Below are 26,133 nucleotides of genomic sequence, written 5' to 3' on the forward strand. Positions count from 1 at the left end.
TGAAAGGTCAGTCGGGATCTGCCGCCAGGGCTTGTGCGACCTGCCCCTCCAACGCTCAGTCTGCTTGAGCGCCACGAGAATATCCCTTGCTTAGATCAAGCTGCTCAAGTAGCCGGGCAAGATCGGAAACCAGCGCCAATGCCTCCTTCTGATATCGCGCTTGCGACGATAGTTTACCAAGGTGCGAAATGGGTTAATCAGCTCACCAAAGCCTTGGATTGGCATGACAAATATTTCGTTCGCAAGCGCATGAATCGACTCAAAAACGTGCGGTCAGAGGCCGGTAATGGCGAGCTTACTCGATATCTGGATCAAGCGCTCGATATCGAAGTGTTTCGACTGGCCTCTGGCATCAGCGCCAGCCGCTCACTGGTGGAGTACCTGCTCAAACTCGACAGCACTGGACGCTGGAGTCACGCGCAACTGCGTAGCCTATCCAAGTTCGTAGTCCGGGACCCTGCAGATGACAACTTGAAGGTCGCCGTTAGTCATCTTGACGGTGTCATCGCCTGGGTCGGAGGGGTCATGGCCATCAGCTTATGGGCCATAGCTATGGAGTGCTGCATGATCGCTTCAACCGAACCCTCGCCTTGGGCAAACCGTGCTTCGATCAGGTGGTGCAAGTCCACAACTTCCTGAAGATAGCTATTCATTAGGGTCTCTCAAACGAAGATGCGCTGTGATCGGTCGGTGAATACCGCCTCACCGCAACCCGAACCCCATCCGCTTCAATTCATCAAACAGCGCTTCCCGCCCATGCAAGCTGGCAACGCTTCGTAGCCGGCTGACGACCTGTTCCGACCACCCCGAGGCTTTCATGCCTTCACGGTGGTAGAACGCCCCCAGGCGCTCGTCGTAACGGGACAGCAAGCTCTGTTCCTGAGCGGTCGAGTACGTCTCATGGTGCAACACGACCTCCTGCGGTAGCCGCGGCTTGACCTTGGCGGGCCGATCCGCAGAGGGGTAGCCGACACACAAGCCAAACACGGGATAGACATGAGCAGGCAAGTCCAACTCCGCGGCCACACCTTCGATGTCGTTACGAATGCCGCCAATGTAAACGCTCCCCAGCCCCAGGGACTCCAGGGCAATGACCGCGTTCTGCGCCGCGAGTGCCGCATCGATGGTGCCTAGCAACAAGCTTTCAAGATAAGGCAATGCTTCTAGTGCCACACCATGCTGCTCGCCAATGCGCGACACCCGTGACAAGTCGGCAAGCCAGACCAGAAACAGGGGTGCCTGGTGGATATAAGCCTGATTGCCCGCCAGCACCGACAGCCGTTGCTTGCGGCCGGGATCCTGAACTGCCACCACGCTCCAGACCTGAAGGTTGGAAGACGTGGACGCAGACTGGGCAGCGGCAACCAAAGCTTCCAACGTACCATCAGGCAGCGATCGGTCCGCAAATGCCCGTACGCTGCGATGGTCGAGCAACTGCTCGATCACTGCATTGCATTGGGTGAGCGGCGATACCTCTTCGGTACCATAGCGGGCGGCAAGTTTTGATCGGCTATCGGCTGTCATACAATTCCTCCAGAACGATAGGAGGCTATCAAAAAACGGCCACGCGCACATAATGGGTGTTGTAGTCTCTGAGCCTAATGGCTGGCTCAAGTGCCATGGGCTAACTGACTTGCAACCCAATCGAGTACGGACCATCAGCGTGACAACACCTTCCCTGGCAACTCGTGAGGTCTACCAGATATTGCGCGATATCGCCCTCGGGATCCGGAACTTACAGCGCGTAAGCGAACCAAGCTGGACAGAAATAGCCTGTGGATCCATGACCGTGCAAGCAGACGGCTGGATACTCACCTTGCGCAATGAAGCCGGCGCGTTAGATCACCTCATCAGCTGTTTCAGCCCCGACGGCCGTGTTTACGCGTTAAACACCCATCACCACTACGGCACCGACCCGGTTGCGTTGATGAGCACTTGGGAGCACGCCCAGTTGCTGCGGTTACTCGGCGCGGCCTAGCCCCTGTACGGAAAGCTTTGCTACCGTCCGTTCCCAGCACTGTGCGATCTCATCACCCACCGCCCCGCAGCGCGCAACTGCCGGCTCGAACGGCCGCACCTTAACGTGCTCGGTCAAGAACTCATCCGTCCAGCCTGCCCACTCACCGGCCACGGACCTGAGGTTCCAATGCAATGCCGGGTATAGTTCATGCCACAGGATGCTGTGCAATTGATCAAGCGTGTAGGGGCTCTGGGCCACGGCCCTAGCCACCCACGCCAGGCTCGACTCTGTCAGTTCGGTGTCCAGAAAGAACTGCGACAGGGCTTGCCAGGCTTGCAGGCGGCTCTCGTCTATCGTTTGCACCGACTGAGCTACCACTGCTCTGCCAGCGTCACGGGGACGCGCAGCGGCGCCAGGGGACCATCGCGCTGGCCGCACATCTCGTCATGCACCACATGCTGCACCAGCATGCATGGCACAGGCGGCACATCGGCCAGTAGCTCGCGCAGCTCCGTCATCGACCGCAGGCGCACCGCCTGCCCCTGGGCATCGCTGAACGTCTGCGGCCCGTCCGCCGTCAACGCGCGCAGTACGTATAAGCCGCCTTCGAGCGACAGCAGTTCGAGTTCGTTGACGGTGCCGGCAGTGGCCAGTTGTTTCAGTTGCTCTAGGTTCATGGCTGATACTCCATCCGGCAGGCGCGGCCTGCATCGGGCTTGATGGATAACGTCGAGCGCTCGGACTTATACAAATCCAGCGCCTTGTATAAGGATACCGCAGCGCTGCCGTCGTTCCGTCCCGTTCGCAAAACCCGAACACGGGTCGCGAAACTATCTGTACCCACTTGAACTCAATCGTGGCGATGCCGCAGAGCTTCAGCCTGCACGCGGCCTACCTACTGAGGAAGATTGACCACCATGATCGCTCGCTGGCGTTGGGCACTTGCGCAAACGACGAAAAGGCTATGGTTTCGCGCCAGCCTGTTTTCCCTGATCGGTGTATTCACCGCGCTGCTGGCCATTGCCTTGCGCGACATGGTGCCGGCGTCGTTGCCGGCGAAAGTCGGGGCGGACTCGGTCGACAAGATCCTGGGCATCATCGCCTCCAGCATGCTGGCGGTGACCACGTTTTCGCTCAGCACCATGGTGTCGGCCTACAGCGCCGCCAGCAGCGGCGTGACACCTCGCGCGACCAGCTTGGTAATGGAGGACGCCACTACACAGAATGCCCTGGCGACGTTTATTGGCTCTTTTCTGTTCAGCCTGGTGGGCATCATCGCCCTGAGTACGGGCATTTATGGCGCTCAGGGCCGTGTAGTGTTGTTTGCAGTGACCTTGGTGATGATTGTACTGATCGTGTACACCCTGCTGCGCTGGATTGATCACTTGTCCAAGCTTGGCCGCGTGGGGGAAACCATCGACCGCGTGGAGGACGCGGCCATTGCAGCGCTCAAGCGCCGCGCGCAGTGGCCTTACCTGGGGGCACAGCCCTACACGGATGCTACGCAGGTTGACCCGGACGCAGTACCGATTCCCTGCGATGACATCGGCTATGTACAACACGTCGATGTCAGCGCCCTCGCCCACGCAGCCGACAAGTACAGTGCCGTAATCTACCTGGAAGTGCTGCCGGGCAGTTTCGTGCATCACGGTACGGTACTGGCACGCGCCGTGTGCAGCGTACAGGCAGGCAATACCGCAGAACTTGAAGCTGAGATTCTGGCTGCAGTGACGCTCGGGGCACGGCGCACCTATGGCCAGGACCCGCGCTTCGGGCTCTCGGTGCTGGCAGAGATTGCATCCCGCGCACTGTCTCCCGCCACCAATGACTCTGGCACGGTCATCGACGTCATAGGCCGTGGGGTACGCTGCTTTTCCACATGGGCACGGCAAGCGCCGGATACAACGACCGATGGCCAGTTTCAGAACGTGCATGTGCGAGGTTTAACGGTCGACGACATGTTCGATGACTTCTTCACCCTGATTGCACGGGACGGTGCCGGCTTGCTGGAAGTGGACATCCGCTTGGTAAAGGCCCTGGCGAGCCTGGCGCACATCGCGCCTGATCGTTTTGGCCAAGCGTGCATCGCGCACGTGGATTTGTTGCTCAAGCGGGCCGAGCAGGCATTGCCGTTGGATGAGGACAGGCAGCGATTGCGGGCGTTGGTCCAGAATCTGGAATGGCCACGGGCGCAACTGCCTTAAGGGTCATCTCACAATCTGACCGTTCATCGGCTTTACCGCTCAAATTAGCGCTCTACACAATGGGGACTTTTATTTCACCGAATTTTCACGTTGCCAAGTGGATTATCAACTCATCCCCATGAGAAAGACTTAAGCCCGACTAGCAGCGGGCTTTCTTTTGCCCGCTCGAAAATCCCCTTCCTTTAAATGCCACCCTCCCTTGCTCAGCCCATGGCGACGCCCACGCTGAACCGTGGGTATTACCCTCAGGTCAATTGATCACAAGGTGGCGATGGGGGGCGCTTGATGGAGTCATTCGATCTGCAAAGGATGCTGCTGGGTGACTTGCCCGTCACGTTTCTGATGGAAGTGATGATGCGCGTGGTTGCGGCCTTTCTCGCCGTGTTTCTGTTTCTGAAGTTCAGCGGCCGGCGTGGCATCAAGCAGCTTTCGCGCTTCGAACTGGTCGTTATCCTCACCCTGGGTTCGGCCGCCGGCGATGTGACCTTCTACGAAGATGTGCCATTGCTGCCGGTGGCCCTGGTGTTCGTCACGCTACTGCTCCTGTATCGCGGTACGATCTACCTGATGCGCCGGAGTAAGACGTGCGAAGCCTGGATCGACGGCCTCCCGATCACTGTCGTCAAGGACGGGCAGTACGAAATCCACTCGTTGCGCAACCTGAATATCTCCTCGAACGAGTTGTTCATGGAGCTGCGCCAACAAGGGGTTGAGCACCTGGGCCAGGTGCGGTTGGGTTTGCTTGAGACCGACGGCGAACTGAGCCTCTACTTCTACGAAGCCGAAGACACTCAGCCGGGACTGTCAGTGCTGCCACCTGAACACCGCCTGGAATACGACGCCCCACCTGCAGCAGGCCTGTATTGCTGCGTCAGTTGTGGTCTGCCGGTACAGCATCAACTTCATGACGTCATTGCCTGCCCGCGCTGTGGCCATCGCAGTTGGTCACCCGCCCTGATGACCACCCGCACCCGCTAGTGGCCGGCACCCACGAGACCCGTAAGCAACCATCGAGTTACAACTTGGGCCCGGCGATGCAAACAAAAGCTTAGCGATAACGATTCCCACTCGCTATAATTCTGCACCTTGCTGCAAGGCCATTTCCTGTCGTTCCAATTCCTTCATCAGGTTCTCACATGCCCTTCCCAAATTTTGCCCGCAAGCCTGCGTTGCACACTGTCGTCTGGTTGCCCCTGGGGTTGGTCGCAAGCGTGGCGTCACCGCTCACACTTGCCCAGAACACACTGGAAATCCCGGTGCCGGTCGCACAGCCCGTCAATGCGGCCGGCACCACCGGTACGGTTCTTGAGCTTGAAGAAACCGCAGTCTCGGCCAGCGCCGACGCCTCCAGGGATGGCTTGGTACCTGAATATGAAGGGGGCCAAGTAGCCCGCGGTGGGCGTGTTGGTATCCTGGGCAACAAGGACTACATGGAGACGCCCTTCACATCCACCTCCTATACCAATCAACTGATCCAGGACCAGCAGGCGCACAGCGTCGCGGATATTCTGCAGAACGATCCTTCCGTGAGAGTCGCCCGTGGCTTCGGCAACTTCCAGGAACTCTATGTCATGCGCGGCTTCCCGCTGTATTCCGATGACATCGCCTACAACGGCCTCTATGGCCTGCTGCCGCGTCAATATGTGGCGGCGGAGTTCATCGAGCGGGTCGAGGTATTCCGCGGGGCCAATGCCTTCCTCAACGGCGCTGCCCCCGGCGGCACCGGCATCGGCGGCGCCATCAACATCCTGCCCAAGCGTGCCCCGAACGAGCCCCTCACCCGGCTGACCGCTGGCGTTGAAAACCGGGGCTTCGGTACCGTTTCGGCCGACGTGGCGCGGCGCTTTGGGGAGCAAGACCGTTTTGGCGTTCGCGTGAACGTGGCCAAGCGCGACGGGGAGACAGCGGTACAGGACCAGGACCGCTCCCTGGACATGTTCGCCCTGGGCCTGGACTACCAAGGCGAGCGTCTGCGGCTTTCGGCCGACATCGGCCACCAGTACCATTTCATCGACAACCCGCTGCCCAGCGTCACTCCCACAGGCCGCGTACCCAGCCCGCCGGATGCCGACAAAAACTACGGCCAGCCCTGGACGTACTCCAAGGAGAAGCAAACATTCGGCACCTTCCGTGCCGAGTATGACCTCTCCGATGCACTCACCACCTGGGCTGCCATCGGCATGCGCAAGGGGGAAGAGAAGAACGTGCTGGCCAACCCCTCCTCCGACGCCAACGGCGTGACCCGTTCGACGCGCTTCGACAATTACCGGGAAGAGACCGTGGCCACCGGTGAGGTGGGCATGCGCTACACCCTGCAAACAGGTCCGGTGTCGCATCAGTGGGTGCTGTCCGGCTCGATGTTCGACAACAAGGACCGCAATGCCTGGGCGGGTAATTTCGGTGGTTTCGCCAACGATCTCTATGACCCGGTGTATGTCGCCAAGCCCGACAACACCAGTTTCAGTGGCGACATGTCCGACCCACATGTGACCGCGAGAACCCGTACCCAAAGCCTGGCCATCGCTGACACTCTAGGGTTCTTCAATGATCAGTTGCTGATCACTCTGGGGGCTCGTCGGCAAGGGCTGGACGTGACAGGTTACGACTACAATTCCGGCGACAAGACATCCAAGTACAAACGCTATGAAACCACGCCGGTTGCCGGCGCGGTGTATCAAATCAACGAGCAGTTCTCGGTATACGCCAACTACATCGAGGGCTTGACCAAGGGCGATACCGCCGGCGCCACCACTACCCTGCCTGACGGTTCCAGAGCGCCGGTGCTCAATGCCGGCGCCTCCCTGGCGCCCTACGTGGCCAAACAGACCGAAGTGGGCGTGAAGTATGACGGTGGTGGCCTCGGTGGCAGCCTGGCAGTGTTCGAGACGCGCAAGCCGGTCGGCATCGTCGAGGACCAGGTCTTCAAAGAAGGCGGCGAACAACGCAACCGCGGGATCGAGTTGTCGGTGTTCGGCGAGCCGACGCCCGGCGTGCGTCTGCTCGGCGGCGTCACCCTCCTCGATGCTGAGCTCACCAAGACCCAGAACGGTCAGGACGACGGCAACCAGGCCATCGGCGTGCCCAAGACCCAGGCCAACATCGGTGGCGAATGGGACGTGCCAGGTGTGAACGGCCTGACACTGACCAGCCGAGTGGTCTACACCGGCCGTCAGTACATCAACAATGCCAATAACCTCGAGATCCCTTCATGGACGCGGCTGGACCTGGGGGCCCGCTACGGCTTCAAGGTCGACGAGAAGGATGTCACCCTGCGTGCGCGTCTGGACAACGTGGCCGGTCGTGACTATTGGGCTTCCGCTGGTGGGTATCCAGGCTCGAACTATCTGGTACTCGGTGCGCCACGTACGCTGTCTCTAAGTGCGTCGGCCGATTTCTGACCGCGCAGGTCGCACAACCTGCCCCCCCCTACGGCAAGCGTTGTGCCATGCACCGCTTCAGGGCTGCTTCGCAGCCCGTCGCCGTCAGGCCGGGCCCCTCACAACTTAGAGCCAATGCAGGCCTCAGGTTTGAATCTTCGCGCATCGACTACCCTCCCGTTTTCACTCCTGAAAAGAAAGTATTAATCCTCTAAGCCTGTTTTTCTTCACAAACGATAGGAATAGCCTAGGCAGGTACCTTTTCACTCAAGGCCCTGCCCCATGAAATCTGTCGTTTACTCGCAGCCCGGCTTGCCGCTGCAAGACCCTCAATCGCTCTATGATGCAGACCTGCCCAAACCGTCCCCCGGTGCGCGAGACCTGCTGGTCGAAGTCAAGGCCATCGCAGTCAACCCGGTCGATACCAAGATTCGCGCCAGCCGTGGCGGTGACCAGCCACAAGTGCTGGGCTGGGATGCGGTCGGTATTGTCCGCGAGGTGGGCGAGCAGGTGACGCTGTTCCAGCCAGGGGATGAGGTGTTCTACGCCGGCGCCATCGACCGCCCCGGCTGCTACAGCGAATTCCATCTGGTAGACGAGCGCATCGTCGGGCGCAAGCCGTCCAGCCTGGATGCTGCCAGCGCCGCCGCGCTGCCACTGACGTCCATCACGGCGTGGGAGCTGCTGTTCGACCGCTTGCGCCTCGAAGAAAACGGCGGTCAGGGTCAGCACCTGCTGATCATCGGCGCTGCCGGTGGGGTGGGTTCAATCCTGGTGCAATTGGCTCGCCAATTGACCGGGTTGACCGTGATCGCTACGGCATCCAGGGCCCAGACCCAAGCCTGGGTGAAAGACCTGGGCGTGCACCTGGTCATCGACCACACGGCCCCACTGGCCACCCAGCTCAGCGCACACGGTGTTGAAGCGGTCGATCACGTCATCAGCCTGACCCATACCGACACCTACCTTGAGCAACTGATCGAGGTCCTGCGCCCGCAAGGGCAGCTTGCCTTGATCGATGACCCGGCGCAGCTGGATGTGGTCCCACTCAAGCGCAAATCCTTGTCGCTGCACTGGGAGCTGATGTTCACCCGCTCGCTCTATCAGACGCCCGACATGATCAAGCAGCACCAACTGCTCAGTCGTATCAGCGAGATGGTCGACAGCGGTGTGCTCAAGACAACGTTGGGTGAACACTTCGGGACGATCAATGCGAGCAACCTGAAACGGGCGCACGCGGTCATCGAGAGCGGCAAGGCCAAGGGCAAGATTGTGTTGGAAGGCTTCTGAGCACGGCGGCTCGAGGGTCGCGTTCAGGCGTGCAACAGCGGCGTGATGGACTCCATCAACTGGTCGACTGCAGCCGTCACGGTGCCGTCATTCTGACAGAGCAGCCAGCCGTGCTTGTTTGCAGCACGGCTGAACGCCTGGGTGCTTGCGATCTGCTCCTGCAAGGTATGCATCACCGTGCTGCCCAGGCCCCGGCGGCGTGCCGCCGCCCTCGCCCAGGACGTTTGCGCTGTGGTGAGCACCGCAATGTTCAGGTCAGGCACCTGCACGCCGTGTTCGATGTTCAACCGCAAAACCTGATCGAACGGCACGGTTCGGCGAAACGCTGCGTCCGAGGGGTACCAACGGTCGATCAGAACAATGCTGTCGCCAGGTTGACGCGGCAGTACGTGCCGGGTGATCCAGGCGCGACTTTCGGCCAGTTGTTCGCAGACCTGCCACTCAAGTGCTGGCGAAGGCTGCCTAGCCAGCTGATTGACCAACGCCATGGTCTGCGCGCGCTGTGGATCATTGTTGCGCTCACACAGCCTGACCACCTTGTTGCCCTGGGCTCGCAACGCCTGGGTCAGTGCTTCGAGCAGCGTGGTCTTGCCAGTGCCCTTGGGGCCATCCATAGCGATGAAAAGCGGACGACTCATGCGCGTTTACCTTCACAATCATGGGGCGCATGAAACCACCGAAGCCTGTCATGCACAAGGGCGGGCACCTGGTGCAGACGACCGGCACCCACAAAACTGCTATCCGGGGCACTCACCGGCTTTGCCGTACGCGGGTGTACTGCTAGGCTGACGGCGGCGGCCGCGCAGGCAGCCTCTACATCATCTACAGGCATGGCTAATGACCCTCGACCCACAGGTAAACCTGAGTAATTGCGACCGCGAACCCATTCAGATTCCTGGCAGCATCCAGCCCCATGGCTGCTTGCTGGCCTGCGACGCCACCGCAACCGTGATCTTGCGCCACTCGGTCAATGCGCCGCAGTTACTGGGGGCGGCGCTGCCACTCAATGGCCTTAAACTCGATGACGTGATTGGCGGGGAGCTCGCCCATACCTTGCGCAATGCCCTGGCCCGGGTACGCGAAGGCTCGCGCCCGGCGTTGAGCTTTGCAGTCGCCCTGCCCGATGGCAGGCGTGTGGATGTATCGGCGCACCGCTTCAAGGGCAGCACCATCCTGGAATTCGAGCCTGCCGGCCAAAACGTTGCGGAACCCATCGAGCTCGCCCGCACATTGATCGCGCAGTTGCGTGAGATCGACCAGACCGACCGCCTGTTCCGCGATGCCGCACGGTTTGTCCGTGCAGTACTGGGCTACGACCGGGTGATGATCTACCAACTGGGCACCGATGGCGCCGGCAAAGTGATTGCCGAGGCCAAGCGCAGTACGCTGGAGAGCTTCCTGGGGCAGTATTTTCCCGCTTCGGACATCCCGCAGCAGGCACGCGCCTTGTACCTGCGCAACCCGATCCGGGTCATCCCGGACGTGCAGTTCGAGGCAGTTGCCCTGGAGCCTGTGCTGGACCCTTCGGGCGAGCCATTGGACCTGTCCTATGCGCACCTGCGCAGCGTCTCCCCAATCCACTGCGAATACCTGCAGAACATGGGCGTGGGTGCCACCATGTCCATCTCGATCATTGTCAATGGCGCGCTGTGGGGGTTGATTGCCTGCCCCCACTATTCACCGCGCAACCTGACCATGGGCCGGCGAGTGGCGGCCGAGATGTTCGGCGAGTTCTTTGCCCTGCACATCGAAACATTGCGCAGCCGGCAACAACTCGAAGCGGCCGTGCAGGTGCACGACACGCTCGACCTCATGCTGCGCGATGCCAACCATGCCGCCGACATGCACAGCTTCTTCGAAGACCGGCTGCCAAGGCTGATGTCGCTGATCCCGTGCGATGGCATCGGCATCTCGCTGCAAGGGCGTTGGTCGAGTGCCGGTAGCGTTCCGCCCCGAACCTGCGTGCCTGAATTGTTGCGCTTTGCCGAGAGCGTGGCCGAGGCCAGAACATGGGCATCGAATAGCCTGTCCCAGGCCCATCCGGCGGCCCAGGCCTACTTCAGCGACGTATCGGGCGTGCTGCTCATCCCCATTTCGCAGCGCCCGCAGGACTACATCATGTTCTTTCGCAAGGAAGTGGTGCAGACCCTCGACTGGGCGGGCGACCCTAACAAGACCTATACCAGTGGCGCGATGGGCGACCGGCTGACGCCGCGCACGAGTTTTTCCATATGGAAACAGACCGTGCACCAGCAATCTGCGCCCTGGTCGGAGCAGGATCGGCAGTTCGGAGACGCCATTCGGACTGCCATCGTCGAGGTGTTGCTGCACAACAGCGAACTGCTGGCCAGCGAGCGCTCCAAGGCCGAGGTTCGCCAGCGAGTACTCAATGAGGAGCTCAACCACAGGGTCAAGAATATCCTGTCACTGATTGGTGCACTGGTCGCCCATCCCACGGCCGAGGGCCAGACGCTCAAGGGTTACGTGAACACCCTGCAAGGCCGCATCCAGGCCCTGTCGCTGGCCCACGACCAGGTCGTGCGGGGTGACGGTGGTGGGCGCCTGGCGATGTTGCTCGATGCCGAGTTGTCGCCTTATCGCACGGCGATTGCCGACATCGTCATGCAAGGGCCCAACGTGATTCTCGATGCCAGGGCCTACTCGGTAATGGCCCTGGTGCTGCACGAACTGGCGACCAACGCCGCCAAGTACGGTGCGCTGTCATGCCCAGGGGGGCGGCTGTGCGTCAGCTGGGCAATCGACGCTGCGGGCGCCTGCGCCATTATCTGGCAGGAAAGCGGTGGCCCGCCGGTGCAGGTGCCCAGGCGTCGAGGTTTCGGGTCGGTCCTCATCGAGCGCAGCATCCCGTTCGATCTGGGCGGTACCAGTAGCGTGGAATACTACCCTGAAGGGGTTCAGAGCTTGTTCACGCTGCCAGCCCGGCACCTGGCGGTCGCGGAATCCGAGCCTGCGCCTGCTGCTGCCTCGCCCCTGATCGATTCGACAGAGGCATTCGCCGCACGACCTGGCCTGAGCGTGATGATTCTGGAGGATCAGTTGGTCATTGCCATCGGCCTCGAGCAAATACTCAACGATGCCCAAATCGAGCACGTCATCACGGCCAGTTCCGAACAGGAAGCCTTGCAGATATTGGAGCGGCACTCACCCGACGCCGCCATTCTCGATGTGAACCTGGGAAGAGGTACGTCCATTGCCGTGGCCGAGGCATTGGTACGTCGGCGCATCCCTTTCCTGTTCGCAACCGGTTATGGCGATGGCATCAGTATTCCCGCGCACCTGAAGCACATTCCGGTCACGCGTAAACCCTATGACATGAGTACCATCGTGATGAGCCTTCGTGGCCTGCTTGAACCCCAGAACTGAAGACGCTCAAAGCACGGCGGCCATTGCGGCCGCCGCATACAGCGGGAGATCACATCCACATCGCCTGTTGCATCTGGTCGATGCAACAGGATGAACGACCCAGCGATCAGCCACAGCGTGTGGGTACGCTTCAGATCGCCAGCGCTCGCTCACGCAGCTCGCTGTTGAGAATGCGGTCGTTTTCGCTGTAGTCGACCGGGCAGTCGATCACATGAACGCCTGGGGTGGTGATGCAGTGCTCCAGCAGTGGCAACAGGCCCTCGGCGCTTTCGACACGGTGGCCGGTGGCGCCGTAGGCTTCGGCGTACTTGACGAAGTCCGGGTTGCCATAGTCCAGGCCGAAGTCGGTGAAGCCCATGTTGGCCTGCTTCCAGCGGATCATGCCGTAGCCGTCGTCACGCAGAATCACCACGGTGATGTGCATGCCCAGGCGCACTGCGGTTTCCAGTTCCTGGCTGTTCATCATGAAGCCGCCGTCGCCGCACACCGAAATCACCGGGCGGTCCGGATAGACCAGGTGCGAGGCCATGGCCGACGGCAAGCCGGCACCCATGGTCGCCAGGGCGTTGTCCAGCAGCACGGTGTTGGGCTTGTGCGCCTTGTAGTTGCGGGCAAACCAGATCTTGTAGATGCCGTTGTCCAGGGCCACGATGCCCTCGGAAGGCAGTACACGGCGGATATCGGCCACCAGGCGCTGTGGATAGACCGGGAAGCGGTCGTCGTCGCCGCCTTCGGCAATCTGCGCCTCGTTGGCTTCACGAATGGCCATCAGGCGGGTGAAGTCCCAGTGCGCGGTGTCGGTCAGTTGTTCGCTGATCTGCCACACGGCGTTGGCGATGTCCCCGATCACTTCGACCTGAGGGAAGTACACGGCATCGACTTCGGCGGAGCGGAAGCTGATGTGGATGACTTCGGTGCCGCCACGGACCATGAAGAACGGCGGCTTCTCGATCACGTCGTGGCCGATGTTGATGATCAGGTCGGCCGCTTCGATCGCACGGTGTACGAAATCACCGGACGACAACGCCGCGTTGCCCAGGAAGCGCGGGTGACGCTCGTCGACCACGCCCTTGCCCATCTGGGTGGTGATGAACGGGATGCCGGTCTTGTCGATCAGCTGCTTGAGCACCTTGGCCGTCATCTTGCGGTTGGCACCGGCACCGATCACCAGAATCGGGCTGCGAGCCTTTTGCAGTTTTTCCACAGCCGCTTCGATGGCCACGTGCTCGGCCAGCGGACGACGGTGCAGGCTGCGCGGAATAGGCAGGGCGTCGGTCTGCTCGGCGGCGATGTCTTCAGGCAGTTCCAGGTGCACGGCACCCGGCTTTTCTTCCTCGGCCAGGCGGAAGGCTTCGCGCATGCGGGCCGGGATGTTGTCGGCCGAGGCGAACTGGTGGGTGTACTTGGTGATGGGGTCCATCATGCCGCACACGTCGATGATCTGGAAACGGCCCTGCTTGGACTTCTTGATCGGCTTCTGCCCGGTGATCATCATCATCGGCATGCCGCCCAGGTAGGCATAGGCGCTGGCGGTCACCAGGTTGGTGGCACCGGGGCCCAGGGTGGAAAGGCTGACGCCGGTCTTGCCGGTCAGGCGACCGTAGGTGGCAGCCATGAAGCCTGCAGACTGTTCATGGCGGGTCAGTACCAGCTTGATCTTCGACTTGCGCAGGGATTCGAGCAGGTCGAGGTTTTCTTCACCGGGAATGCCGAACACATACTCGACACCTTCGTTTTCCAGGCATTGCACAACGACATCGGCGGCCTTGGCCATTTAATGTACTACCTCAAGATCCAGGGAGGATGCAGCCGGCTGGCTGCGTGACTGAGATGTTGCAGGATGTCTCAGTGCCGCGCATCGTAGGCCGTGGCGTTAATAATAGTAAATATATTGTTATGATGCTGAGCATCACAAAACGTTATCAATCCTGGAATGCCCTAAATGAATCTCAAGGCGCTGCGTTGTTGCGTCGAAATCGTCCGCCAAGGCAGCTTCACCAAGGCCGCTCAGCACCTGCATATCGCCCAGCCTGCGCTGAGCATGGCCGTGACCCGCCTTGAAGAAGAACTGGGCGTCAGTTTGTTCAACCGCACCACGCGCAAGGTGGTACTGACCGTCGAAGGCGAGCAATTTCTGCCCCGCATCGCATCAGCCTTGCGGGAGATGGACGTGGCCCGCCAGGCACTGCGTGACATGGCCGACCTCAAGCGCGGCGAAGTGCGGCTGGGGATCCCGCCCATGTTCGGCCTGCACTATGTGCCCGGGTTGATGAACGCCTTTCGCAGGCTTTATCCCGGCATCGCCATGACCGTGTTCGAGGGCAGCGCCGAAGACATTGGCCAGCGCCTAGAGCAACGAGAAATCGACCTGGCGCTGCTCGAGTCCCGCCGCGTGCCCGCGGATAAGGAATCGATCCTGTTGGGCAGCGATGAAATGCTGGCCTGCATGCACCCGGATCACCCCTACGCCGGCAAGGCAAGCTTGACTGCCGAAGACCTGCGCAGCACCGACATGGTGGTGTTCGACCGTACATTCGTGCAGCGCCAGTTGCTCGACGCCTTCTTTGCCGAACACGGCATTACCTACCAAGTGGCATTGCAGAGCAATTTCGTTTCGTTGGTAGTCCAGGCTGCACTGGACAACATGGGCGTGGCCACATTGCTGCGCTCCGTGCAATTACGAACGCCAGGTATCGTCGGCGTGCCGTTCGAGCCTGCCCAGCAGATGAGTTTCCGGCTGTGCTGGCGGTCGGGTGAGTACCTGTCGCTGGCCAGCCAGCGCTTCATCGACTTTGCCGGACAGAGTCAATATCTAGATCGCTAGCGCTATGGAGTACATCTGTACTCCACCTCGCATTCGCCCTACTTTTGCGCCCGGAGAAGACCGCTGATTGCGTCGGCGAGCGAGTCAGCGCGGCTCGACGCACCGTTCGCGTTGCCATTATCATCCCTTGAACGTTTCAGCATGTTTCAAGGAGCCAGATGTCAGTTTTAGAACCCTCCCCGTTGCCCAGCAAAAGCACGGTCGTAAAAATGGAAGCCGCCATGGCGCTGGGCAGCTTCGCCATTGGCACCGGTGAGTTCGCCATCATGGGCCTGATGCCGGATATCGCCAGTAACCTGAACCTGAGCGAACCTCAGGTCGGACATGCCATCAGCGCCTACGCGCTGGGGGTCATGGTGGGCGCACCCACCTTGGCCATCCTTGGCGCCAAGATTTTGCGCAAGCACATGCTGCTGTTGCTGATGGGCCTGTATGCGCTGGGTAACTTGGCCACCGCCTTCGCACCTTCATTTGGCGGGCTGATCGCGTTTCGCTTCATCAGCGGCCTGCCCCACGGCGCGTACTTTGGCATTGCCGCAGTCGTGGCCTCGAGCATGGTGGCCAACAACCAGCGCGCAGGCGCCGTGGCTCGGGTCATGATGGGGCTTACCTTGGCCATGTTGCTGGGCAACCCGATCGCCACCTTTCTGGGCCAGTACTTTGGCTGGCGTTCGGCGTTCGTGCTGGTCGGGCTGATTGCCGTGTGCACCATCGCCATGGTGTGGCGCTTCGTGCCCCAGCGTCATGATGAGGTGCGCAGTGACCCGCGCAAGGAGCTCAAGGCCTTCACCTTGCCCCAGGTCTGGATGGCGCTGGGCATTGCGTCCATCGGCTTTGCCGGGATGTTCTGCGTGTTCAGCTACCTGGCCCCGACCATGCTCGAAGTGACCCGCGTGGCGCCGCAGTGGATTCCGTTCGGCCTGGCAGCCTTCGGCGTGGGCGGCATTGTCGGCAATATCGTCGGCGGCAAATTGTTCGACCGCTTGCAGTTCCGCGCCGTGGGGCTGGTGCTGGCGTGGTCGGTGTTGGTCCTGCTGTTCTTCACCTTTGCCGCCGCGAACCTGTGGAGCCTGCTGCTGGGCATCGGCCTGGTGGGTACCATGATCGCCCTGGCAGCGCCCTTGCAAATCCGCCTGATGGACATCGCTCACGAAGCCCCAAGCCTTGCAGCGGCCTCGAACCATGCCGCCTTCAACTTGGCCAACGCCCTGGGCCCATGGTTGGGAGGCATGGCGATCACGGCGGGGTTGGGCTGGACCAGTACAGGTTACATCGGCGCTGCCATGGCGCTGCTGGGGCTGGGGCTCTATGTTGTCGCACGGCGCATGAAAGGCGGCGCTTGAGCCAAGGCTACATTCCCGCACGGGCTGGTATCCAAGACGGTGTCTGGCCCTCTCAGACCTATAACTGCCGAGCCCGCTCATGTTCGATTGGGAAGACTTACGCCATTTCTCGACCTTCTGCGCGACCGGGTCGCTGTCTGCCGCCGCCAGGGTACTGTCAGTCGACCACGCTACCGTCGCTCGGCGGATCGCATCCCTCGAGGCTTCGCTCAACCTGAAGCTGGTCGACCGCCGCGCACGGGCCTATGTGCTCACCGAGGATGGCGAGCGCGTGGGCGAGTTGGCCGGTCAGATGGCCGCATCGTCCTTCGCCCTCGAACACTTTGCCAGCGCCGGTCAACAAACGGTAGAAGGTGAAGTGATCCTCTCGGCACCGCCCGCCTTGCTGGGCAGCATCATCGCAAGGCGCCTGGGGGACCTTTACAAGCACTACCCCCAACTGCGCCTGCGGCTGGTGGGCAGCAAGTCTCGGGCATCCCTGGCCAGGCGCGAGGCCGACATCAGCATCGTCCTGTCACGGCCCACCGAGCCGACCCTGGTGGTCAGCCTGCTCGGGCACCTGGACTATCGTCTGTATGCCAGTGCCGATTACCAAGCCAGCGGTTCGGCACGCCGGTACATTGGCTATGACGCCTCCCAGGCCCATTCACCGCAGCAACAGTGGCTCAACCGCCAGGCGGGCGAGCAACCCTTCGCCTTGCTGAGCAACGACTTGCGCATCCAGGCCCAGGCGTGTGCCGGAAGTATAGGCATCGCTTGCCTGCCCGCCTTCATGGCCCATGAGCACGGGTTGACCGTGGCTGGCCAGCCTGAGCAGACCATCAGCATCGAGATCTGGCTGGCGGTGCATGAAGACGTGCGCGCCACGCCGCGGATAAAGGCAGTGACCGATTTCCTGCACCAGCAGATCAAGCCCCTGTTGCGCTTGTGAATTCCTGCAGGTCCCACTTGCAGCAACACGGAATTTGCCCGCATGGCCAACGCGGGTACGCTGCACCTATTCAAAGGCTGACGAGGACACACTGATGCAATACGTGAAATTGGGTACCACCGGGTTGGACATTTCCAGGTTGTGCCTGGGCTGCATGACCTTCGGCGAGCCGGATGCCGGCACGCACCCCTGGACACTGGGCGAAGACGCGAGCAAGCCCATCATTCGCCATGCCGTCGAGCAGGGCATCAACTTTTTCGACACGGCCAATAGCTATTCCGCGGGCACCTCAGAGGTGATCCTCGGCAAACTGCTCAAGGAATTCACCCGGCGTGACGAGACGGTGATCGCCACCAAGGTTTTCTACCCGGCCAACATGTGGCAGGGCGCCAGCCGTCCCAATGAGCAAGGGTTGTCGCGCAAGGCGATCATGACCAGTATCGACGCCAGCCTGTCGCGTTTGGGCACCGACTACGTCGACCTGTACCAGATCCACCGCTGGGACTACACCACTCCCATCGAAGAGACCATGGAAGCGCTCAATGACGTGGTCAGGGCGGGCAAGGCCCGCTATATCGGCGCTTCGTCGATGTATGCCTGGCAATTTGCCAAGGCGCAGCAGGTGGCCACCAGCAACGGCTGGAGCCGTTTCGTGTCGATGCAGAACTTTTTGAACCTGCTGTACCGTGAAGAAGAGCGCGAAATGATTCCCCTGTGCCTGGATCAGGGCGTCGGGCTCATGCCCTGGAGCCCCATGGCACGTGGTCGCCTGACCCGCCCCAACGGGCAGCAGACCGAACGGACCCGCACCGATCTGTCCGGGCAGTCATTCTTCGAGAAAACCGAGGCGCAAGACGGACGCGTCATCGACGTGGTCGAACAGATTGCCCAGGAGCGTGGCGTGCCGATGGCCCAAGTGGCGCTTGCCTGGGTACTGGGCAAGCAAGGGGTCAGCTCGCCCATCGTCGGTGCGTCCAAGCCCGCGCACCTGGACGACGCCTTGGCCGCCATCGACCTGCGCCTGACGGCTGAGGAGACCGCTCGACTCGAGGCACCCTACGTGCCCCATGCAGTCACGGGTTTCAAATAGCATCACGCCTTCCCTGCGACCATTGGCCACCCGTTTTCCTACGCGTGGTGGTCAATGCGTGCTGTCTGCTCTGGGTAGAAGTACTACAATGCACGCCCCAGTAATCTGCGTGTTGTTTACCCATGAAATCATTGCGTTACGCCCTTCATCTACTTCTGATTCTAAGTAGCCCTGCCTGGGCAAACCCGCCCTCCACTTTTGCTGAAGCCAAGGTCGTGGCCAAGCAGCAGGTCTACATGGACCAGGACAAGAGCGCCATGGGCGAGCTGTATTGCGGCTGCCAGTGGACATGGGTAGGCAAGTCAGGCGGACGGATCGACGCGGCTTCGTGTGGCTACCAGACCCGCAAACAGCAAAACCGCGCCGAGCGCACCGAGTGGGAGCACATCGTGCCGGCCCATACCTTCGGCAACCAACGCCAGTGCTGGAAAAACGGCGGCCGGGAGCACTGTGTGGACAGCGACCCGGTATTCCGCGCCATGGAGGCCGACCTCTTCAACCTCTACCCTGCCGTGGGTGAGGTCAACGGTGACCGCAGCAATTTCAACTACGGCATGGTCAGTGGCAACCAGGGCGAATATGGCCAGTGCACGACCAAGGTGGATTTTGCCCAGCGCGCGGCCGAGCCCAGAGATGAAGTCAAGGGCCTGGTCGCCCGTACCACGTTCTACATGTTCGATCGCTACCGCCTGAACATGTCTCGCCAACAGCAACAGCTGCTGATGGCATGGGACCGCCAGCACCCCGTTTCAGCCTGGGAAAAAGAGCGCGACAGACGCATCTCCGCCATCATGGGCCACGCCAACCCGTTCGTCACGGGCGAACGCAAGTGGACCCTGAACTACACCCCAACGGGCGATGGCGTGCAGCCAGCGCTGGCGGCGCCTGCCCGTACCACCGTAGCAAGCCAAGCCCCCGTGGGCGCCGTACTGGGCAACCGCAACAGCCACGTGTATCACTTGTCTGTCGGGTGCCCGGGCTATCACCAGGTCGCGCCCAAGAACCAGGTCGCCTTCGCGACCGAGGTAGAAGCCCAGGCAGCGGGCTACCGCAAAGCCGGCAACTGCCGCTGATCAACCATCCTCAGCGGCGGCGCATCAGCCGTTGACCGCGTTGGCTGGGCGTCTACCCGCTAGCGCGGCGAGCATGTTGTCCACGGCGCAACGCGCCATCGCTTGCCGGGTGTCTTCGGTGGCCGAACCTATGTGCGGGGTGGCCACCACGTTAGCCAGCCGCAGCAAAGGCGAGTCGACCGCCAATGGCTCCTGAACGAACACATCCAGGCCCGCGCCGCGGATGCGCCGTGTTTCGAGGGCATCGATCAGCGCCTGTTCGTCCACGACACGCCCTCGGGAGATATTGATCAGGATGGCCGCAGGTTTCATAAGCGCCAGTTCCTTGCGCCCGATCAGCCCCTCGGTAGCTGCGCTCAACGGGACGGTGAGGCAGACGAAATCTGCCTGCGCCAATAGCGCGTCCAGCGCAACGCGTCTGGCCCCGTAGCGGGCCTCGACGTCAGGCTTGGGTCGCTGGCTGTGGTAGATCACCTGCATGCCGAAACCCGCGGCCGCCCGCCGCGCCAGTGCTTCGCCGATACGCCCCATGCCGACGATGCCCAGCGTCTTGCCGTGTACGTCGCTGCCGAACTGCGCAGGGCCAAGGCTTGATTGCCAATGACCATCGCGCACCCAGTTGGCCAGTTCCACCACCCGCCTGGCCGTGGCCAGGATCAGTGCGAAGCCAGTGTCGGCCGTGGTTTCGGTCAACACATCGGGCGTATTCGTGAGCACGATGCCGCGTCGATCAAGGTCGGTGATGTCGTAGTTGTCCACGCCCACCGACACACTGGAAATGACCTCAAGCTCGGGCGCCAGGTCGAGCAGGCTGGCATCCAGGCGCAAACTGGCGCCTAGCAGGCCGTGGGCGCCGGGCAGCGCATCACGCAAGCGCGCCATCCCATCGGGGCGGGCCAGGTCGACGGTGGTGACCTCTGCCGCGGCCTGAAGGCGCGCGAGCAAGTCGTGGGACAACGCCTTGTACAACACGATGCGTTTTTTCATGTTGGGTTCCTGAAGGGGGTGGCCGGACGCAGGCAAGGCGTCTTGGCGCGCCCGGAGGTGGTTGAGTTGTTCAGCGCTGCGGTCAGGGCAACGGCACACAGCAGCGCGCCACACATGAACAGGTACGACGCTGCGGGACTACCCGTGGCGCCGTTGAGGTATCCCACCAGCCACGAGCCACCGAATGAGCCCAGCGCGCCCATGCTGTTGATCAAGGCCATGGCGCCACCGGCCACGTTGGCCGGCAGAATCTCGGGCACGATTGCGAAGAACGGACCGTAGGGGGCATACATGCAGGCCCCGGCGACCACCAGCAGGGCGTACGACAACCAGAAGTGTTCGGTCCCCAATGCGTAGGAGCCGTAGAAAGCGAGCGCCGCCACCAGCAGCGGTGGCCACACGAAGCGCTTGCGCCGTTGCATCCGATCAGAGGCCCAGGAGACGCCCACCATGGCGATCACCGCCGCCAGGTAAGGCACCGAGGCCAGCCAGCCGGCCTCGACGATGTCGACGTTGGCCGCCTGCTTGAGGATCGAGGGCAGCCACAGCACGAAGCCATATACGCCAATGCTCCAGCAGAAATACTGCAGTGACAGGATGATCACCTGCGGCGAGCGAAACGCCTCACGGTAGTTCTTGACCGGCTTGATGCCCTGCTGCTCTGCTGCCAGTGCCTGTTGCAGATCATTTTTCTCCTGCTCGCTCAGCCAGGAAACCTGCGCAGGCCGGTCATCGACCAGGCGCCACCAGCAAAACGCCCAGATCACCGCCGGCAAGCCTTCGATGATGAACATCCAGCGCCAGTCGAAATGCTTGATCAGGTAGCCCGATACCACCGACATCCACAGGATGGTCACTGGGTTGCCCAGCATCAGGAAGGTGTTGGCACGCGAGCGTTCCGCACGGGTGAACCAATGGCACAGGTAGACCAGCATGGCCGGCATCACCGCCGCCTCCACCACGCCCAGCAGAAAACGGATGCCGATCAACATGTACACGTTGCTGACCATGCCGGTCAGCGTGGCCAGCCCACCCCACAGGATCAGGCAGACGAAGATAAGCTTCTTGACGCTGCGCTTTTCGGCATAGATAGCACCCGGCACCTGGAAGAAGAAGTAGCCCAGAAAGAACAGCGCACCCAGTAGTGAGGACAGCACAGGGGTGATGTGCAGGTCTTCGGCCATGCCCGATGCTGCTGCGAAGCCGTAGTTGGCACGGTCCAGGTAGGCAAGGCTGTAGGTGATGAACACGATGGGGATGATGTACCACCAGCGGCGTGGCGCCAGGCTTGTACGTTTCATGGTGAGTTTCTCCTGAGCTTGTTGTTTTTGTGCGACAGGTGATTCAGGCCGTGCGTATTTCAGGGTTATGTGGGAATTCGTATGCCGTCAGGTCCTGCCGGCGCGGCAAGCCCTCCATGTCACCGCGCGACTGCACGGCGCGGCTGCCGCACCAATTGCCACGGGCAACGGCGTGCTCGACGGGCTGGCCTTCGAGCAAGGCGCTGAGCACCCCGACGGCGAAAGCATCGCCAGCGCCCACGGTGTCGACCACCCATGGCGCGGGTACGGCCGCGACCTGGCCCTCGTCGTTGGCGCTGCGGTAATAGGCGCCCGCCTCGCCCAGCTTGATCACCACCAGGTCCACACCAAGGTCCAGGTAAAAGCCGGCGATCTCGGCAGGTGTCTGACGACCCGTGAGCAGACGCCCCTCCTCCAGCCCCGGCAACACCCAGTTGGCCTGGGCAGCAATGGCGTTGATCTCCTCGATCATGCGCTGCTTGTCGGGCCATAGCGTCGGGCGCAGGTTGGGGTCGAATGAGATGGTGCGACCGGCTGTGCGCATCTGGCTGACCAACGCCTGGGCCAGCGTCCGACAGCCATCCGACAGCGCCAGCGGAATGCCGGTTACATGCAGGTGGCCCGCGCTCAGCCAGGCAGGATCCAGCATCGAAGCACTCATGTGGCTGGCTGCCGAGCCACGCCGGAAATACTCGACGACCGGATCACTGCCGTCATCGCAGCGCGCCTTCAGTTGAAAACCCGTAGGATGAGTGGGGTCAACCTGCACATCCGCGCAGTCGAGCCCTTCTGCACGCAAGCTATCGAGCACGAAGCGCCCCAGCGAGTCGTTGCCTACCCGGCTGATCCAGCGCACCCCAAAGCCAAGCCGCGACAACCCGATGGCGACATTGCTGTCGGCGCCGGCAATGCGTTTGCCGAACCGCCCGACCTGTGCAAGATCCCCCACATCGTCGGCCACGAACATGGCCATGGTCTCGCCGAAGCACAACACGTCATGATCAGGCATGGCTCAGCTCCCGTGCGTGATGGCGCGCACCCAGTGCGGACAGTTGACGTACATGGCTGCGCGTTACGGTCAACAAGTCTTCGCCAAGCAGCGGGTATTCGACCGCGCGCGTGACCCCAGGGGTGAAGTGGGCCAGCACCTGCTGCCAGTGCTCAAGGTCGGGTGCTTGAGGTGCAGTGGCTACCAGCCGCCCGGTGGCATGGCGTATCACTGCCTTGCAATGCACGTACTCCACCCAACGTCCAAGCCGGTTGGCGGCCTCCAGCACAGGCTCGTCCAGCCACTGCCAGTTGCCGATGTCGAACGTCATGCCGACGCGCACACCGCATGCCTGTGCCTGTTCGAAGAAACACACGAGCGGCGCTATCCGCCCACCGTGCTCAGTCTGGTCGTTCTCGACCAGCAATACCGGGCCGTCCTCGGACAGCAGCGCCCGCAATGCCCGCATGTCGACGTCACCCCGGTAATGCCCCAGGGACACCTTCACCGCCACAGCTCCAAGTGCCTTGGCGATGCGCAGCTTGGCCTTCAACTCGGGCGCGAGGACCCCTTGGGCGCACCAGAGCTCTAGCGGCGTGGAGTACAGACACTGCAGCCCTGCACCGGCGATGAATGCACCCAGGGCAGTCGGGTCGGGCTGACATGAGAACAACTCCTCACGTAACTCCACGCGGCTTGCCTCGGCGCTGGCCAGCAGATCGATGAACTGCTCCTGGCCGCGGTGTCGGACGAAGTCTGCGCCGTAGCTGGACAGGCTGATGGAAACAGGATTTGCATGCATTGTTATTGTCCTATGAAACCGGTTTCATTTTTAAGCGGCAGGCATCGCGGGCAAGGCCCAGGCCGCCGTTGTGTTCAGCGTGGGTGGGTGGAACCTCGTATGATCAGCGACGCTTTGAAATCGATGCGCCGGGCGACGCCTTGTTCACCGTGCAGGCGACTGAGCAAGTGTTCGAAGGCTGCCATACCGATGCGTTCGGTGGGCTGCGCCAGGGCCGTGATGCCGTTGCCAACCAAGGGATACCAGTCAAGGTCGTCCAATGCGATCACCCCGACCTCACCGAACAGCGCATGCCCGGCCTCGCGCAATGCGGTGGTCACCGCCAGCGTCGCAACGCCATTGAGGGTGAAAAGTGCCTTGGGACGGGTGCCGTCGCTCCCCAAGAAGCGGGTGAGCGCTTGCGACAGTTCAGGGCCGGTTGGCACCACCTGGCACTGCATGTCAGCACGGGTTTGGACAAGGGCTGTCAACGCCTGGACGCGCTCGGCTCGCGAGCTGGTACCGTCCAGCGGCTCGGTAATGGCGAGAATGTTTCGGTAACCACGGGCGTGTAGATGCTCGATACCCTGCTGCATCGCGTGCGCATTGTCCAGGCCGACCAGGTCGGCGTTGAGCCCAGGCAACTGCCGGTCGACCAGCACGATGGGCAGGTCGCGCATGACGGTAAGCAACTCACCCGGGTGGTGGCCCAGGGTGTTCACGATCAGTCCTTCCACGTTGTAAGACTGCAAGGCGCGCAGGTGGTGGCGCTCTTGCTCGTCATCGCGGTTGGTGTTGCACACGACCAGGCTGTAGCCATGCTGGCGGCACGCCGTCTCCACGCCGTGCATAACGGCGACCGAATAGGGGTTGAGAATATCGGCGACCAACATGCCGATCAGCCGTGTCTGCCCGCGCTTGAGCCCGCGCGCCATCTGGTTCGGCCGATAGCCAAGCTGCTCGATCACCTCGCCCAGGCGCTGGGCAGTGGCATCGGCCAGCAATTGGCGATCGCCCCCGATGTACCGGGAAACGGTGGCCTTCGAGACGCCTGCGACACGGGCCACCTCGCTGATGGTGACACGGTCGCGCACTGGCGCGGGTGCTGGGCTCATGATGGGACCTTATGGTTGTTGTGATCATGATGAAACCGGTTTCACTAGACCAAAAACACCTGTGCGCGTCAATCCACCGTTGATCGGGAATCCTCCGTGCCGCTTGTTTCCGGGTAGATACCGTCTTGACCCTCACCTCGCAAGCGCGATTTGAGGGTCGACCGGCTTGCCGGATTTTAATGCTCAGTCACCTGCCCCAGATCATCACCCGATGTCTGCTTCATGTCGCTTGTGCGCAGCTTTTTCACCGCCTTGACCTCGATAGGCTCCCCCTGGTTACCCCAACTGGTGCGGATGAAGTTGACCACGTCAGTCACCTCCTGATCGCTCAGGCGCCAGCCATAGGCCGGCATGGTGAAGGTCGAGGGCGCAGTGCGGGTCGCAGGCAGGGTCCCGCCCTTGAGGATCAAATGGATCAACGAGGTAGCATCCTGGGTCTGCACCACCGGGTTACCGGCAAGCGCTGGAAAGACGCGCGTGTATCCCTTGCCATCGGTACGGTGGCAGGCGGCGCAATTGTCGATATACACCCCAGCCCCAGGCTTGCTGTCGTCGCCCTTCCACAGCGCATCCGCTACTTGCCGGTCATAGACGTGGGGCGTGTCATTCGGATTGCTGGGCGGCAAGGTCTTCAAGTAGCGCGCGATGGCCGTCAGGTCGGCGTCGCTCATGTACTGCATGCTGTGCTGCACCACATCGCTCATGCCACCGAACACGGCACTGGTGTCACTGCGGCCAGTCTTGAGAAACTGCACCAGTTGCGCCTCGCTCCAACTGCCCAGGCCATCCTTGTGATCGCCTCGCAGATTCTTCGCCACCCAACCTTCGAGCGGCGCGCTGCCGGCCAGGAAGGCATCGCCCTCCTCTGCACTTAATGCTTTTTCCTGCATGGTCAGTGCCCTTGGGGTATGGCAGGCACCGCAGTGGCCCAGGCCTTCGACCAGGTAAGCTCCGCGATCAACCACCGGATCTCGCTCGGGCAATGGCTGCCAGGGTTCAGGGTCCGGGGCGAATACACTGCGCCAGATCGACAACGGCCAACGCATGCTCAAGGGCCAAGGAATGTCCGTGTCCTTGTTCGGCTCCTGCACGGGCGCCACGCCTTTCATGAAGTAGGCGTACAACGCCTGCATGTCGGGTTCGGTCAACCGGGCATAGGACGGGTATGGCATGGCCGGGTACAGCGTACTGCCATCCTTGCGGACCCCATGGCGCAGGGCACGGTCGAAATCTTCGAAACTGTAATGACCAATGCCCTCGGATGAGGGCGTGATATTGGTCGAATAGATCGTGCCGATCGGCGTTTCCATCGGCAACCCGCCTGCGAACGGCTTGCCGTCTTTGGCCGTGTGGCACGCCACACAGTCTCCTGCCCGCGCCAGGTACTCACCCTGGCTGACCAGCGCCGGCTCGTCCTGCGCTGCCTGCGCCGTCATGCCTACACCGATCAGGACGGTGGCGATCAACATTCTGTTCATGCTCATC

The 26,133-nt window shown here is 61.7% G+C and carries 23 protein-coding genes; 12 read left to right on the plus strand and 11 right to left on the minus strand.

Features of this window, described 5'->3' with window-relative positions; genetic code table 11:
• Positions 1–138: 138 nt before the first annotated feature.
• Positions 139–639, plus strand: coding sequence for a hypothetical protein (locus ACF8GB_RS04000; RefSeq protein ID WP_196185865.1), 501 nt, complete (start codon positions 139–141; stop codon positions 637–639).
• Between the two features lie 63 nt (positions 640–702).
• On the opposite strand, the gene ACF8GB_RS04005 is transcribed toward ACF8GB_RS04000, so the two are convergent.
• Positions 703–1,524 (minus strand): NADPH-dependent oxidoreductase, encoded by an 822-nt coding sequence (locus tag ACF8GB_RS04005; protein WP_392475263.1) that lies wholly within the window; start codon positions 1,522–1,524, stop codon positions 703–705.
• A gap of 139 nt (positions 1,525–1,663) precedes the next feature.
• Between ACF8GB_RS04005 and ACF8GB_RS04010 the strand changes: the two genes are divergently transcribed.
• Complete coding sequence (locus ACF8GB_RS04010; RefSeq protein WP_058637775.1) at positions 1,664–1,978, plus strand: hypothetical protein; 315 nt, start codon at positions 1,664–1,666, stop codon at positions 1,976–1,978.
• Here ACF8GB_RS04010 and ACF8GB_RS04015 read toward each other — a convergent pair.
• Positions 1,961–2,323 carry a hypothetical protein gene (locus tag ACF8GB_RS04015; protein WP_058637776.1) on the minus strand — a complete coding sequence of 121 codons (363 nt, stop codon included), beginning with the start codon at positions 2,321–2,323 and terminating at the stop codon, positions 1,961–1,963. The two genes, ACF8GB_RS04010 and ACF8GB_RS04015, sit on opposite strands and share 18 nt — an antisense overlap.
• Before the next feature lie 8 nt (positions 2,324–2,331).
• Positions 2,332–2,637, minus strand: coding sequence for a DUF6482 family protein (locus ACF8GB_RS04020; RefSeq protein ID WP_392526582.1), 306 nt, complete (start codon positions 2,635–2,637; stop codon positions 2,332–2,334).
• A 240-nt stretch (positions 2,638–2,877) separates the two neighbouring features.
• On the opposite strand from ACF8GB_RS04020, the gene ACF8GB_RS04025 reads away from it, so the two are divergent.
• The 4 genes from ACF8GB_RS04025 to ACF8GB_RS04040 all read left to right on the plus strand — a co-directional run bounded on the left by ACF8GB_RS04025 (position 2,878) and on the right by ACF8GB_RS04040 (position 8,831).
• Positions 2,878–4,164: a DUF2254 domain-containing protein gene (locus ACF8GB_RS04025; protein ID WP_392475264.1), complete on the plus strand. Its 1,287-nt coding sequence runs from the start codon at positions 2,878–2,880 to the stop codon at positions 4,162–4,164.
• 285 nt (positions 4,165–4,449) lie between these two features.
• Positions 4,450–5,142, plus strand: coding sequence for a DUF421 domain-containing protein (locus ACF8GB_RS04030; RefSeq protein ID WP_196127919.1), 693 nt, complete (start codon positions 4,450–4,452; stop codon positions 5,140–5,142).
• 158 nt (positions 5,143–5,300) lie between these two features.
• Entirely contained in the window at positions 5,301–7,562 is a 2,262-nt protein-coding gene (locus ACF8GB_RS04035; protein ID WP_392526584.1) for a TonB-dependent receptor, read from the plus strand.
• Between the two features lie 261 nt (positions 7,563–7,823).
• On the plus strand, positions 7,824–8,831 hold the full coding sequence (locus ACF8GB_RS04040; RefSeq protein WP_392515754.1) for a zinc-binding alcohol dehydrogenase family protein: 1,008 nt from the start codon (positions 7,824–7,826) through the stop codon (positions 8,829–8,831).
• A 23-nt stretch (positions 8,832–8,854) separates the two neighbouring features.
• Here the strand turns inward: ACF8GB_RS04040 and ACF8GB_RS04045 are convergent, their stop codons facing one another.
• Positions 8,855–9,469 carry a thymidylate kinase gene (locus tag ACF8GB_RS04045; protein WP_058637732.1) on the minus strand — a complete coding sequence of 205 codons (615 nt, stop codon included), beginning with the start codon at positions 9,467–9,469 and terminating at the stop codon, positions 8,855–8,857.
• A gap of 199 nt (positions 9,470–9,668) precedes the next feature.
• Between ACF8GB_RS04045 and ACF8GB_RS04050 the strand changes: the two genes are divergently transcribed.
• Positions 9,669–12,215, plus strand: a complete 2,547-nt coding sequence (locus ACF8GB_RS04050; RefSeq protein WP_392526585.1) for an HWE histidine kinase domain-containing protein — start codon at positions 9,669–9,671, stop codon at positions 12,213–12,215.
• Between the two features lie 130 nt (positions 12,216–12,345).
• On the opposite strand, the gene ACF8GB_RS04055 is transcribed toward ACF8GB_RS04050, so the two are convergent.
• Positions 12,346–13,989: an acetolactate synthase large subunit gene (locus tag ACF8GB_RS04055; RefSeq protein WP_058604990.1), complete on the minus strand. Its 1,644-nt coding sequence runs from the start codon at positions 13,987–13,989 to the stop codon at positions 12,346–12,348.
• Positions 13,990–14,157: 168 nt separating this feature from the next.
• On the opposite strand from ACF8GB_RS04055, the gene ACF8GB_RS04060 reads away from it, so the two are divergent.
• The 5 genes from ACF8GB_RS04060 to ACF8GB_RS04080 all read left to right on the plus strand — a co-directional run bounded on the left by ACF8GB_RS04060 (position 14,158) and on the right by ACF8GB_RS04080 (position 19,476).
• Positions 14,158–15,039, plus strand: coding sequence for a LysR family transcriptional regulator (locus tag ACF8GB_RS04060; protein ID WP_058604991.1), 882 nt, complete (start codon positions 14,158–14,160; stop codon positions 15,037–15,039).
• Positions 15,040–15,197: 158 nt separating this feature from the next.
• Entirely contained in the window at positions 15,198–16,382 is a 1,185-nt protein-coding gene (locus ACF8GB_RS04065; RefSeq protein ID WP_178091303.1) for an MFS transporter, read from the plus strand.
• A gap of 79 nt (positions 16,383–16,461) precedes the next feature.
• A complete protein-coding gene (locus ACF8GB_RS04070) occupies positions 16,462–17,313 on the plus strand; it encodes a LysR family transcriptional regulator (protein WP_058637734.1) in 852 nt (283 codons plus the stop codon).
• Positions 17,314–17,407: 94 nt separating this feature from the next.
• Positions 17,408–18,403, plus strand: coding sequence for an aldo/keto reductase (locus tag ACF8GB_RS04075; RefSeq protein ID WP_392526586.1), 996 nt, complete (start codon positions 17,408–17,410; stop codon positions 18,401–18,403).
• 122 nt (positions 18,404–18,525) lie between these two features.
• A complete protein-coding gene (locus ACF8GB_RS04080; RefSeq protein WP_058637736.1) occupies positions 18,526–19,476 on the plus strand; it encodes an endonuclease in 951 nt (316 codons plus the stop codon).
• 24 nt (positions 19,477–19,500) lie between these two features.
• Here the strand turns inward: ACF8GB_RS04080 and ACF8GB_RS04085 are convergent, their stop codons facing one another.
• From ACF8GB_RS04085 to ACF8GB_RS04110, 6 genes are all read right to left on the minus strand, one after another.
• Positions 19,501–20,463 (minus strand): D-glycerate dehydrogenase, encoded by a 963-nt coding sequence (locus ACF8GB_RS04085; protein ID WP_058637737.1) that lies wholly within the window; start codon positions 20,461–20,463, stop codon positions 19,501–19,503.
• Positions 20,460–21,764 (minus strand): MFS transporter, encoded by a 1,305-nt coding sequence (locus ACF8GB_RS04090; RefSeq protein ID WP_100851414.1) that lies wholly within the window; start codon positions 21,762–21,764, stop codon positions 20,460–20,462. Before ACF8GB_RS04090 ends, ACF8GB_RS04085 begins: the two co-directional genes overlap by 4 nt.
• 43 nt (positions 21,765–21,807) lie before the next feature.
• A complete protein-coding gene (locus ACF8GB_RS04095; RefSeq protein ID WP_058637739.1) occupies positions 21,808–22,773 on the minus strand; it encodes a sugar kinase in 966 nt (321 codons plus the stop codon).
• Complete coding sequence (locus ACF8GB_RS04100; RefSeq protein ID WP_392526587.1) at positions 22,766–23,554, minus strand: sugar phosphate isomerase/epimerase family protein; 789 nt, start codon at positions 23,552–23,554, stop codon at positions 22,766–22,768. Before ACF8GB_RS04100 ends, ACF8GB_RS04095 begins: the two co-directional genes overlap by 8 nt.
• 74 nt (positions 23,555–23,628) lie before the next feature.
• Positions 23,629–24,648: a LacI family DNA-binding transcriptional regulator gene (locus tag ACF8GB_RS04105; RefSeq protein WP_392526588.1), complete on the minus strand. Its 1,020-nt coding sequence runs from the start codon at positions 24,646–24,648 to the stop codon at positions 23,629–23,631.
• A 176-nt stretch (positions 24,649–24,824) separates the two neighbouring features.
• Positions 24,825–26,126: a c-type cytochrome gene (locus ACF8GB_RS04110; RefSeq protein WP_392526589.1), complete on the minus strand. Its 1,302-nt coding sequence runs from the start codon at positions 26,124–26,126 to the stop codon at positions 24,825–24,827.
• Positions 26,127–26,133 lie beyond the last annotated feature (7 nt).

Source organism: Pseudomonas sp. xss_4 (assembly GCF_043104125.1).
In the GTDB taxonomy this organism is placed as follows: Bacteria; Pseudomonadota; Gammaproteobacteria; order Pseudomonadales; family Pseudomonadaceae; genus Aquipseudomonas; species Aquipseudomonas parafulva_B.

What these genes read in the sequence shown, in the direction of transcription:
- ACF8GB_RS04040 (WP_392515754.1), top strand. Translation starts at nt 7,824, where the DNA reads ATGAAATCTGTCGTTTACTCGCAGCCCGGCTTGCCGCTGCAAGACCCT.
- ACF8GB_RS04045 (WP_058637732.1), bottom strand. Translation starts at nt 9,469, where the DNA reads ATGAGTCGTCCGCTTTTCATCGCTATGGATGGCCCCAAGGGCACTGGC.
- ACF8GB_RS04060 (WP_058604991.1), top strand. Translation starts at nt 14,158, where the DNA reads ATGAATCTCAAGGCGCTGCGTTGTTGCGTCGAAATCGTCCGCCAAGGC.
- ACF8GB_RS04030 (WP_196127919.1), top strand. Translation starts at nt 4,450, where the DNA reads ATGGAGTCATTCGATCTGCAAAGGATGCTGCTGGGTGACTTGCCCGTC.
- ACF8GB_RS04020 (WP_392526582.1), bottom strand. Translation starts at nt 2,637, where the DNA reads ATGAACCTAGAGCAACTGAAACAACTGGCCACTGCCGGCACCGTCAAC.
- ACF8GB_RS04065 (WP_178091303.1), top strand. Translation starts at nt 15,198, where the DNA reads ATGTCAGTTTTAGAACCCTCCCCGTTGCCCAGCAAAAGCACGGTCGTA.
- ACF8GB_RS04110 (WP_392526589.1), bottom strand. Translation starts at nt 26,126, where the DNA reads ATGAACAGAATGTTGATCGCCACCGTCCTGATCGGTGTAGGCATGACG.
- ACF8GB_RS04075 (WP_392526586.1), top strand. Translation starts at nt 17,408, where the DNA reads ATGCAATACGTGAAATTGGGTACCACCGGGTTGGACATTTCCAGGTTG.
- ACF8GB_RS04090 (WP_100851414.1), bottom strand. Translation starts at nt 21,764, where the DNA reads ATGAAACGTACAAGCCTGGCGCCACGCCGCTGGTGGTACATCATCCCC.
- ACF8GB_RS04070 (WP_058637734.1), top strand. Translation starts at nt 16,462, where the DNA reads ATGTTCGATTGGGAAGACTTACGCCATTTCTCGACCTTCTGCGCGACC.
- ACF8GB_RS04100 (WP_392526587.1), bottom strand. Translation starts at nt 23,554, where the DNA reads ATGCATGCAAATCCTGTTTCCATCAGCCTGTCCAGCTACGGCGCAGAC.
- ACF8GB_RS04025 (WP_392475264.1), top strand. Translation starts at nt 2,878, where the DNA reads ATGATCGCTCGCTGGCGTTGGGCACTTGCGCAAACGACGAAAAGGCTA.
- ACF8GB_RS04085 (WP_058637737.1), bottom strand. Translation starts at nt 20,463, where the DNA reads ATGAAAAAACGCATCGTGTTGTACAAGGCGTTGTCCCACGACTTGCTC.
- ACF8GB_RS04050 (WP_392526585.1), top strand. Translation starts at nt 9,669, where the DNA reads ATGACCCTCGACCCACAGGTAAACCTGAGTAATTGCGACCGCGAACCC.
- ACF8GB_RS04095 (WP_058637739.1), bottom strand. Translation starts at nt 22,773, where the DNA reads ATGCCTGATCATGACGTGTTGTGCTTCGGCGAGACCATGGCCATGTTC.
- ACF8GB_RS04000 (WP_196185865.1), top strand. Translation starts at nt 139, where the DNA reads ATGCCTCCTTCTGATATCGCGCTTGCGACGATAGTTTACCAAGGTGCG.
- ACF8GB_RS04055 (WP_058604990.1), bottom strand. Translation starts at nt 13,989, where the DNA reads ATGGCCAAGGCCGCCGATGTCGTTGTGCAATGCCTGGAAAACGAAGGT.
- ACF8GB_RS04035 (WP_392526584.1), top strand. Translation starts at nt 5,301, where the DNA reads ATGCCCTTCCCAAATTTTGCCCGCAAGCCTGCGTTGCACACTGTCGTC.
- ACF8GB_RS04005 (WP_392475263.1), bottom strand. Translation starts at nt 1,524, where the DNA reads ATGACAGCCGATAGCCGATCAAAACTTGCCGCCCGCTATGGTACCGAA.
- ACF8GB_RS04080 (WP_058637736.1), top strand. Translation starts at nt 18,526, where the DNA reads ATGAAATCATTGCGTTACGCCCTTCATCTACTTCTGATTCTAAGTAGC.
- ACF8GB_RS04105 (WP_392526588.1), bottom strand. Translation starts at nt 24,648, where the DNA reads ATGAGCCCAGCACCCGCGCCAGTGCGCGACCGTGTCACCATCAGCGAG.